9 protein-coding genes are annotated in these 9,790 nt (G+C 69.9%); 6 read left to right on the plus strand and 3 right to left on the minus strand.

Annotated features, from left to right (window positions below):
* Positions 1 to 2,140, minus strand: a 2,140-nt coding sequence (locus tag A5713_RS04570; RefSeq protein ID WP_068092989.1) for an RNA degradosome polyphosphate kinase, incomplete at its 3' end; no start/stop codon positions are given.
* A gap of 89 nt (positions 2,141 to 2,229) precedes the next feature.
* Positions 2,230 to 2,883: a 2-phospho-L-lactate guanylyltransferase gene (gene cofC / locus A5713_RS04575; RefSeq protein WP_067918882.1), complete on the minus strand. Its 654-nt coding sequence runs from the start codon at positions 2,881 to 2,883 to the stop codon at positions 2,230 to 2,232.
* 109 nt (positions 2,884 to 2,992) lie between these two features.
* Between cofC and A5713_RS04580 the strand changes: the two genes are divergently transcribed.
* Together A5713_RS04580 and A5713_RS04585 are read left to right on the plus strand one after the other, a co-directional pair.
* Positions 2,993 to 4,024, plus strand: coding sequence for an NAD(P)H-dependent glycerol-3-phosphate dehydrogenase (locus A5713_RS04580; RefSeq protein ID WP_067918881.1), 1,032 nt, complete (start codon positions 2,993 to 2,995; stop codon positions 4,022 to 4,024).
* 79 nt (positions 4,025 to 4,103) lie between these two features.
* Entirely contained in the window at positions 4,104 to 5,216 is a 1,113-nt protein-coding gene (locus A5713_RS04585) for a D-alanine--D-alanine ligase family protein (RefSeq protein ID WP_068092981.1), read from the plus strand.
* Positions 5,217 to 5,344: 128 nt separating this feature from the next.
* On the opposite strand, the gene A5713_RS04590 is transcribed toward A5713_RS04585, so the two are convergent.
* Positions 5,345 to 5,914 carry a DUF3515 domain-containing protein gene (locus tag A5713_RS04590; RefSeq protein WP_082972784.1) on the minus strand — a complete coding sequence of 190 codons (570 nt, stop codon included), beginning with the start codon at positions 5,912 to 5,914 and terminating at the stop codon, positions 5,345 to 5,347.
* 147 nt (positions 5,915 to 6,061) lie between these two features.
* On the opposite strand from A5713_RS04590, the gene A5713_RS04595 reads away from it, so the two are divergent.
* From A5713_RS04595 to A5713_RS04610, 4 genes are all read left to right on the plus strand, one after another.
* Entirely contained in the window at positions 6,062 to 7,027 is a 966-nt protein-coding gene (locus A5713_RS04595) for a thiamine-phosphate kinase (RefSeq protein WP_068092986.1), read from the plus strand.
* A 44-nt stretch (positions 7,028 to 7,071) separates the two neighbouring features.
* The gene (locus A5713_RS04600) at positions 7,072 to 7,755 is read left to right on the plus strand and encodes a uracil-DNA glycosylase (protein WP_068092987.1); all 684 of its coding nucleotides are present in this window, start codon (positions 7,072 to 7,074) and stop codon (positions 7,753 to 7,755) included.
* A 5-nt stretch (positions 7,756 to 7,760) separates the two neighbouring features.
* Positions 7,761 to 8,687 carry an NADP-dependent oxidoreductase gene (locus A5713_RS04605; RefSeq protein ID WP_068092995.1) on the plus strand — a complete coding sequence of 309 codons (927 nt, stop codon included), beginning with the start codon at positions 7,761 to 7,763 and terminating at the stop codon, positions 8,685 to 8,687.
* 128 nt (positions 8,688 to 8,815) lie between these two features.
* A partial coding sequence (locus A5713_RS04610) for a 13E12 repeat family protein (protein WP_067918876.1) occupies positions 8,816 to 9,790 on the plus strand: 975 nt, incomplete at its 3' end.

A 9,790-nucleotide genomic window follows, 5' to 3' on the forward strand; every position in this document is an offset into this window, starting at 1 on the left:
GGCCGTCCTGCGGCGACGCGATCCACTGCCCGTCGGGTCCCAGCTCCCAGCACCGGGTGGACGGATCCAGCGCGGACTCGAACAAATCGTCCAGGTACGAGGTCAGCCTCGGGTCCTTGACCTGAACGAGCGCCTCGACGCGCCGGTCGAGGTTGCGGTGCATCATGTCCGCGCTGCCGATCCAGAACTCGTTGATGCGATGGAAATGCATGATGCGGGAATGCTCCAGGAATCGGCCGAGGATGGAGCGGACGGCAATGTTCTCCGAGAACCCTTCGGCGCCGGGGCGCAGCGCGCAGATCCCGCGCACCACCACCTCCACCCGTACATCGGCCATCGACGCGCGATACAGCGCGTCGATCACCTGCTCGTCGACGAGCGCGTTCATCTTCATCCGGATGCGGCCGCCGCCGTGTTCGCGGTGGGCGGCGATCTCGCGCTCGACGCGCTCGATGATGCCGGTGCGGATGCTGTGCGGGGCGACCAGAAGGTTGCGGTAGGAGACCTTGCGCGAATAGCCCGTCAGCGAATTGAACAGATCCGTCAGATCCGCCCCGATCTCCGGGGAGGCCGTCAGCAGACCGACGTCCTCGTACAGTCGCGCCGTCTTGCCGTTGTAATTGCCGGTTCCGATGTGGCAGTAACGACGGATCGCCGAACCTTCGCGGCGGACCACCAGGCAGGTCTTGCAGTGCGTCTTGAGCCCGACGTATCCGTAGACGACGTGCACGCCCGCCTGCTCCAGCTCGCGCGCCCAGCGGATGTTGGCCTGCTCGTCGAAGCGGGCCTTGATCTCCACGAGCGCCACCACCTGCTTGCCGGCCTCGGCGGCGTTGATGAGCGCCCGAACGATCGGCGAGTCACCAGAGGTGCGGTACAGCGTCTGTTTGATCGCCAGCACGTTAGGGTCGGCGGCGGCCTGCTCGATGAATCGCTGGACGCTGGTGGAGAACGACTCGTACGGATGATGAAGCAGCACATCGCCTTCGCGCAGCGTTGCAAAAATGCTCCTGGGCGTCTCGCGGTCGACGAACGCGGGGCTGGTCGCCGGGACGAATGCAGGGTCTTTGAGCCCCGGCCGGTCGACGCTGTAGATCTGCCACAACGACGACAGATCGAGCAGGCCGGGCACCTCGATGACGTCGCCCGGGTTGACGTCGAGCTCGCGCAGCAGGAGTTCCAACATGCTCTCGGTCATGTCGTTGGCGATCTCGAGTCGCACCGGCGACCCGAACCGCCTGCGTGCCAACTCCCGTTCCAGTGCTTGCAGCAGGTCTTCGTCGCGGTCCTCTTCGACCTCGTAGTCCGCGTTGCGGGTGATGCGGAAGGCGTGATGCTGAACGATCTCCATCCCCGGGAACAACACCGGTAGGAAGGCCGCGATCAGCTCTTCCATTGGCAGGTAGCGGATTATGGGGTGCCCGTCGGCATCGTCGGCGGCATCGCGCACCGCCAGTTCGACGAACCGATCCACGTTGTTGGGTACCTTCACCCGCGCGAAGTGCTGGCCGCCGTCCTCGGGCTGGCGCACCATGACCGCGAGATTCAGGCTCAACCCGCTGACGAAGGGGAAGGGGTGAGCGGGATCGACGGCGAGCGGGGTGAGAACGGGAAAGACCTGTTCGTGGAAGTACGTCGACAGTTCGTCGCGCTCACCCTGATCCAAATCGGCCCACGTGACTATATGTATGCCTTCCTCGGCGAGCGCCGGGCGGACGGAATCGAGGAACACCCGCGCGTGCCGGGTCGCGATTCGCTGTGTCTGCTCGCCGATGAGGGCCAGTTGCTCACGCGGGGTCAGGCCGTCGGCGGAGCGCACCGACAATCCCATCTCGTCGCGGCGCTTGAGGCCGGCGACCCGCACCATGTAGAACTCGTCGAGGTTGGAGGCGAAGATCGCCAGGAACTTGGCTCGCTCCAACAGGGGCAGCGAGCTGTCGGCGGCGAGCGCCAGCACGCGGGCGTTGAAGTCAAGCCAGCTCAGTTCCCGGTTGAGGTAGCGGTCCTCGGGCAGGTCGGTGAGCGAGGCCGGCGTGGTGGCGGGCGGCGCAGTCACGGCCGAGTCGCCGTGATGCCACAAGTTCTCGTCGGGGCGCGCCTCAGCTTCGATTTCAGTCACCCTGCGATCATTGCTCATCACGCGCCGATGCTGCTAGCGCTCGACGGACATCCATTCGCCGTTGGGGCGACGTTCACCCCGCGGACAGGTGGGCCGTGGCGCGGTCGAGGTCACTGGTGCGCGAGCGCCCGGGCGGTCGCCGCCCCCACCCCGAGCCGGCGGGCGGCGGCGAGGTCGTCGGGGGTGTCGACGTCGCAGCGCAGGCCCGGCCACGCGCCGGTCAATTCGATCGCTCCCGAACGTCGGTGCCGCGCCGACGAATCGGCTCCGAATTGCGGATCGAGTGGGGCGCCGAACGCGAAGAGGGCGGCGGTCCCCGTCGCCAGCCGGTCGGCGACAAAGCTGCGCCGGTGATGCCGGGCGGCGGCGATCGCCTCGGCCAGCTCCTGTGTCTGCAGTGCCGGCAAATCCCCTTGCAGCACAACGACGTTCGGAAATGAAGCGGCCACGGTCCGCTCTGCGGTGGCGATGGCGTTGTTCAGCGGGTCACCGTGCCCCTGGGGCGTCGGGTCGGCCAGCACGTCCGCGCCCAGCTCGGTCGCCGCCGCGGCCGCGGCCTCGTCGGGCGTGATCACACTGATCGAACCGAGTGAGTCGACGCGTCGCGCGGCGGTCAGCGTGTCGATCAACATGGCCAGCACCACGCTCTCCCGCGTGCGCGCCGAGAACACAGGGGCCAGCCTGGTCTTGGCCGCCGCCAACCGTTTGACGGCGATGATCAAGGCGATGTCTTTTCCCGTGCCGTCGGCTCGTGTGCCGCTCATGACATGCCATCCTGCCAGCGAGCCGCGCTGGCTCGCGTGACGGCTGGTCCGCCGCTGATCTAGGGTGTAGCGGCTGCAACACGCTGGAGACGACACACGGGGGTGGTGGATGGCCGGCACACCTGTCAGTTCGACGGGCGGCGTTGCGGTCATGGGTGCCGGGGCGTGGGGCACCGCACTGGCCAAGGTGCTCGTGGAGGCCGGCGGGCCGGGCGCAGCGGTCACCCTGTGGGCCCGTCGATCCGACGTCGCCGACCGGATCAACGCCACCCGGTCCAACCCCGACTATCTGCCCGGCACGGTGCTGCCGGCGGGCGTCCGCGCCACCACCGACGCGGCGGATGCGCTCGACGGCGCCTCGACGGTGCTGTTGGCGGTGCCCGCGCAGACGATGCGCGCCAATCTCGAAACGTGGGTGCCGGTGCTACCCCTGGGGGCCACCCTGGTCAGCCTGGCCAAGGGCATCGAGCTGGGCACCCTGATGCGGATGAGTCAGGTCATCGTGTCGGTGACGGGCGTCGACCCGGCTCAGGTCGCGGTGATTTCGGGGCCCAACCTGGCCAGCGAGATCGCCGAATGCCAACCCGCCGCGACCGTGGTCGCGTGCAGCGACTCCGGCCGCGCCGTCGCCCTGCAGCGCATGCTGAACACCGGGTACTTCCGCCCTTACACCAATAGTGATGTCGTCGGCACCGAGATCGGTGGGGCGTGCAAGAACGTCATCGCGCTCGCCTGCGGCATGGCGGCCGGCGTCGGGCTGGGGGAAAACACCGCGGCGGCGATCATCACCCGCGGTCTGGCGGAGATCATGCGGCTGGGCATCGCGCTCGGCGCCAAGGGTGCCACGCTGGCCGGGCTGGCCGGCGTGGGTGACCTGGTCGCGACGTGCACCTCGCCCTATTCGCGCAATCGGTCGTTCGGCCAACGCCTGGGTCGCGGGGGGACCATGGAGTCGGCGATGCAGGCCCGCGACGGGCACGTCGTCGAGGGCGTGACATCGTGCGAGTCGGTGCTGGCGCTCGCCTCCAGTTACGACGTGGAGATGCCCCTGACCGACGCCGTACACCGGGTCTGCCACAAGGGACTGTCGGTGGACGAGGCGATGGCCCTGCTGCTGGGGCGCAGGACCAAGCCTGAGTGACTCCGCGCGATCACCAAAACCCCAGCTGGCGGCCCGCCGTCCGACCCGAGCCGCGCGCAACCGGTAGCCTCTTTAAGTTGTGAGTGCCAGCGGAAGCCGCGTGCGCGTCGCCGTCGTCTTCGGCGGGCGCAGCAACGAGCACGCCATCTCGTGCGTGTCCGCGGGCAGCATCCTGCGCAACCTCGACCCCCAGCGGTTCGAGGTGGTCGCGATCGGCATCACCCCGGAAGGGTCCTGGGTGCTCACCGACGGCGACCCGGCCGCGCTGGCCATCAGCGACCGGCAGCTGCCGGAGGTGACCGCTCAGTCGGGCACCGAACTCGCCCTCCCGGCGGACCCGCGCCGCAGCGGCCAACTGGTCTCCCTGTCCTCCGGGGCCGGCGAGGTGCTGGCGTCCGTCGACGTGGTGTTCCCCGTGCTGCACGGTCCGTACGGGGAAGACGGCACGATCCAGGGCCTGCTGGAGTTGGCCGGGGTGCCCTACGTCGGGGCCGGCGTGCTGGCCAGCGCGACGGGCATGGACAAGGAGTTCACCAAGAAGCTGTTCGCCGCCGAGGGGTTGCCGGTCGGCGCGTATGCGGTGCTGCGCCCGTCGCGGTCGGCCCTGCGGCCCGAGGAGTGCGAGCGGCTGGGGCTGCCGGTGTTCGTCAAACCCGCCCGCGGTGGATCGTCGATCGGCGTCACCAGGGTGACCGACTGGGCGGACCTGCCCGCGGCCGTCGAGGTGGCCCGCCGGCACGACCCGAAAGTGATCGTTGAGGCGGCCATCACCGGCCGTGAGGTCGAGTGCGGCGTGCTCGAAATGCCAGATGGCACAGTCGAAGCCAGCACGCTGGGCGAGATCCGGGTGGCCGGGGTGCGGGGCCGCGAGGACTCGTTCTACGACTTCGCCACCAAATATCTGGATGACGCAGCGGAATTGGACGTGCCGGCCAAGGTGGACGACGACATCGCCGATGCCATCCGGCAATTAGCGATCCGGGCGTTCAAGGCCATCGACTGCCAGGGGCTGGCCCGGGTCGACTTCTTCCTCACCGACGAGGGCCCGGTGCTCAACGAGATCAACACGATGCCCGGGTTCACCACGATCTCGATGTACCCGCGGATGTGGGCCGCGAGTGGTGTCGACTATCCCACCCTGTTGGCGACGATGGTCGAAACGGCCTTGGCCCGCGGCACCGGCCTGCGCTAACCCGTGGCGATCGCGAGCGCGGCGCAGCCGGGCGCGGTCCCCCGCAAGCGGGAGGTGCCCCCAGGTCGCCACCATCAACCCGTGGCGATCGCGAGCGCGGCGCAGCCGGGCGCGGCGGGTCGCCACCATCAACCAGGTGGCCCCGGGTTGATCGGCACCGCCGCGATGGTGCGGTCGATCACCTCGGACAGCTGCTGGATGGGCGTGGGACCCGATCCCGACGGCAGTGTGAGCGCCACGTACACCGGCCGGTCCACGGTGTACCAGGTGGATCGGCCCGCGTCACCGGCGGACTGCTGTTCGGGGCGCACGGCGAACCACTGCACCCGGTCGACGATCTGAATCGGAGATCCCACCACGAACTCGCCGGGGCGGTCCAGCCCGCAACGCAGCACCACGGGCTCGCTGTCCCGTCCGGCTCGCCAGGCGGCCGCGCCCTGGGGTGCCGGTTGCGCGACGGGCGCGCGTTGGTAGTCGCCGAGCCGCTCCGGCAGCGCCCCGGCCAGCGCCCGGCACGCGGGGCTGTCGGCCCGCGGCGCCGGGGCGGCGGGTACGGCAACCGGTTGGGGCGGCGCCTCGCGGTTCGCCGCGATCACCAGGACCACGCCGATCGCCACGACGGCGAGGGCGACCGCGGCGATGATCACCGCGGGCGGCGGCCCCCCGTCGTCACGGGGGCCGCTATCGGCGTCGGTCATCACCGCCCGCGCACCTCCTATCTCTGGCACGACATCGCAGGCCTCTACACTGGCGCGGGCCGCTCGCGCGGGCAGTAATCAAACTTACCGCAGGTCGGCGACCGGACGGAGGCCCGCACAGGGCGAGGACGCGCCGAAGGAGGTGGCGTGGGCGAGGAGCCATCAAACCCCACCCTGCAGCAGCTGGGTGAGTTCACCGTCATCGATCGCCTGGTGCGCGGCCGCCGCCAGCCGGCCGCGGTGGTGGTCGGCCCGGGTGACGACGCGGCCGTGGTGCACGCCGTGGATCGGCGCGTCGCGGTGTCGACCGACATGCTGGTGCAGGACCGGCACTTTCGGCTGGACTGGTCGACCCCGCACGACGTCGGCCGCAAGGCCATCGCCCAGAACGCCTCCGACATCGAGGCGATGGGCGCGCGGCCCACGGCCTTCGTGGTGGCTTTTGGCGCGCCGGGTGACACGTCGGCGGCCGACGTCGACGCGCTGGTCGGCGGAATGTGGGACGAGGCGCAGCGCATCGGCGCGGGCATCGCCGGCGGCGACCTGGTCAGCTGCCCGCAGTGGGTGATCTCGGTGACGGTGCTCGGCGATCTGGACGGCCGCGCCCCGGTGCTGCGGTCCGGGGCGAGGGCGGGCTCGGTGATCGCGGTCGCCGGCGAGCTGGGCCGCTCGGCCGCCGGCCTTTCATTGTTGGGCAAGGGGATCGAAGGCTTCGACACCCTGCGCCGCCGGCATCTGGTCCCGCAGCCGCCCTACGGCCAGGGCGTCGCGGCGGCGGCCGGGGGAGCGCAGGCGATGATCGACGTGTCCGACGGCCTGGTCGCCGACCTGCGGCACGTCGCCGAGGCATCGGGTGTGGCGATGGATCTGTCGACGGCGGCGCTGGGTGCGGACCACGACGCACTGACGGCCGCCGCCGCCGCCGTGCGCGCCGATCCGTGGGCGTGGGTGCTGGGCGGCGGAGAGGATCATGCCCTGGTGGCGTGCTTCGCAGGGCCCGCGCCCGCCGGATGGCGAATCATCGGACGGGTTCTCGAGGGGAAGGCCGGAGTGCTTGTCGACGGGCAGGAGTGGACCGGCTACGCGGGCTGGCAGTCATATGACGACATATGACGACATATGACGACTAAGGTGATCGATGCCATGGGAGGAGCCCGATGACGGCGAGGCCGTTGACCGAACTCGTCGAACCGGGCTGGGCTGCCGCGCTGCAGCCGGTGGCCGAGCGGATCGCCGAGATGGGCCAGTTCCTGCGGGCCGAGATCGCGGCCGGGCGCGGGTACCTGCCGGCGGGCCCGAACGTATTGCGCGCCTTCACCTTTCCATTCGACAACGTTCGGGTGCTGATCGTCGGGCAAGACCCGTACCCGACACCGGGACACGCGGTGGGACTGAGCTTTTCGGTGGCCCCCGACGTGCGTCCACTGCCGCGCAGCCTGGCCAACATCTTCGACGAATACGCCGCCGACCTCGGTCATCCGCTGCCCTCGTGCGGCGACCTGACGCCGTGGGCCGGTCGCGGGGTGATGCTGCTGAACAGGGTGCTCACCGTGCGCCCCAGTAATCCGGCGTCACACCGGGGCAAGGGCTGGGAGGTGGTGACCGAGTGCGCGATCCGCGCGCTGGCCGCGCGTTCGCAGCCGATGGTGGCGATCCTGTGGGGACGCGACGCGTCGACACTCAAACCGATTCTGGCCGAAGGCAATTGCGTGGCGATCGAGTCGCCGCACCCGTCGCCGCTGTCGGCTTCTCGGGGGTTCTTCGGGTCGCGTCCGTTCAGCCGCGCCAACGAACTCTTGACGGGCATGGGCGCCGACCCGATCGATTGGCGGCTGCCATGACCGAGATGACGGCGTTGCGGGCGCACCACAGGGGCGGCCCGGAGCAGCTGGTCGTCGAGCGGGCGCCCGTGCCGGCCCCGGCCGCGGGCGAGGTCCTGGTGGCCGTGTATGCGGCCGCCATCACGTTCGACGAGTTGACGTGGGAGGAGACTTGGACCCGGGAGGGTGTCAGCCGGACGCCGGTGATCCCCTCGCACGAGTTATCGGGTGTCGTCGCCGAAACAGGGGCGGGCGTGGCGGATTTCACGGCCGGCGACGAGGTGTACGGGCTGATCCCGTTCGACCGCGACGGCGCCGCGGCCGAATTCGTCAGCGTCGCCGCGGCGGACCTGGCCGCCAAGCCGTCATCGGCCTCGCACCCCGTTGCGGCCGCGCTGCCACTGGCCGGCCTGACCGCGTGGCAAGCCCTGGTCGACCACGCCGGCGTGCAACCGGGCGAGTCGGTGTTGGTGCACGGCGGCGCGGGCGGCGTGGGCGGTTTGACGGTTCAGCTGGCCGCCATGCTGGGGGCGCGCGTCACCGCGACCGTGCGCAGCGATGCCGGCGACCTGGTCCGCGGATACGGGGCCGCCCGGGTCATCGATGTCCGCACCGAGGCGTTCGACGACGCGGTCTACGACGTCGTGATCGACACCGTCGGCGGGGCGACGCTGGACCGGTCGTTCCCGGTGGTCCGGCGCGGTGGGCGGCTGGTCACCCTGTCGGCCCCGTCGCCGGCGGGCCGGGCCGACGAATACGGCATCACGGCAACGTTTTTCATCGTCACGCCGAACCGGGGGCAGTTGATGGAGCTCGCTGCGCTGGTTGACGGCGGTCGGTTGCGGGTCGACATCGCCGAGATCTTCCCGCTGGAGAAGGGCCGCGAGGCATTCGAAAGCGGTGGGCGCCCCGGCCATCGCCCCGGCAAGACGGTCATCGTCGTCCGCGACTAGGCCGGTTCCTGTCTCCAGAGTCGCGGCCGCTCTGTAATCCCTTGTGTCACGTAATCCCTTGTGCCACTTTTGTTTCACTGGTCACAACGCGGCCGTTTTTGTCGGTGGGGGTTTCTAGGGTTTGGGGTATGGGTGCGAGCAGTCGTGACGAGATCGTCGAGGTTATCGACGCGCTCGACGACGACGCGGACCGCCTGTGCGGGTTATCTTTTGACGTCCTCACCACCCCGGAGCGGCTGCGCGCCTTGGAGCGGGTCGAACGCGTGGCCCGCATGCTGCGCACCCCGCAACATGCGTTGATCAACCAGCTCGACGCCCAGGCCGGCCCCGAAGAGTTGGGCGGTTCGCTGCGCATTGGGCTGGCCGACCGGTTGCGGATCACCAAGGCCGAGGCCGCCCGCCGCATCGAGGAAGCCGCCGACCTGGGCGAGCGCCGGGCGCTGACCGGTGAGCCGCTGGCACCGCAGTTGAGTGCGACCGCGGCCGGTCAACGCGCGGGGCTGATCGGTGATGGGCACGTCAAGGTGATCCGCGGCTTCCTGGCTCATCTGCCGGTTGAGGTCGACGCGTTCACCCGCCAAGCCGCCGAAGCCGACCTGGCCGGCAAGGCCGCCGGGTATCGCCCCGACGAATTGGCCACCTACGCAAAGCGGCTCATGGATTGGCTGCACCCCGACGGGGACTTCAGCGACGCCGAGCGGGCCCGCAAGCGTGGAATCGTCCTTGGCCAGCAGGAATTCGACGGCATGTCGCGCCTGAGTGGCTTGGTGACCCCCGAACTACGGGCCGCGATCGAGGCCATGATGGCCAAGCTGGCCGCGCCCGGGGTGTGCAACCCCGACGACGAAACGCCGGTGGTCGATGAGACACCGGATGAGGACGCGGTGCGCCGTGACACCCGCAGCACCGCCCAGCGCAATCACGACGCCTTCCTGGCCGGACTGCGCGGCCTGCTCGCCTCCGAAAAACTGGGTTCACACAACGGCCTGCCGGTCTCGATCGTGGTCACCACCACGTTGCAGGACTTGGAGGCCGCGGCCGGCAAGGCGTTGACCGCCGGCGGCACGCTGGTGCCGATGTCGGACGTGATCCGCTGGGCGGGC

Origin of the sequence: Mycobacterium sp. E2497, assembly GCF_001668695.1 — a bacterium.
Lineage (GTDB): Bacteria > Actinomycetota > Actinomycetes > Mycobacteriales > Mycobacteriaceae > Mycobacterium.

Coding starts and splice junctions, on each gene's coding strand:
- cofC (WP_067918882.1), bottom strand. CDS start 2,883: ATGAGCGGCACACGAGCCGACGGCACGGGAAAAGACATCGCCTTGATC.
- A5713_RS04590 (WP_082972784.1), bottom strand. CDS start 5,914: ATGACCGACGCCGATAGCGGCCCCCGTGACGACGGGGGGCCGCCGCCC.
- A5713_RS04605 (WP_068092995.1), top strand. CDS start 7,761: ATGACGGCGTTGCGGGCGCACCACAGGGGCGGCCCGGAGCAGCTGGTC.
- A5713_RS04580 (WP_067918881.1), top strand. CDS start 2,993: ATGGCCGGCACACCTGTCAGTTCGACGGGCGGCGTTGCGGTCATGGGT.
- A5713_RS04600 (WP_068092987.1), top strand. CDS start 7,072: ATGACGGCGAGGCCGTTGACCGAACTCGTCGAACCGGGCTGGGCTGCC.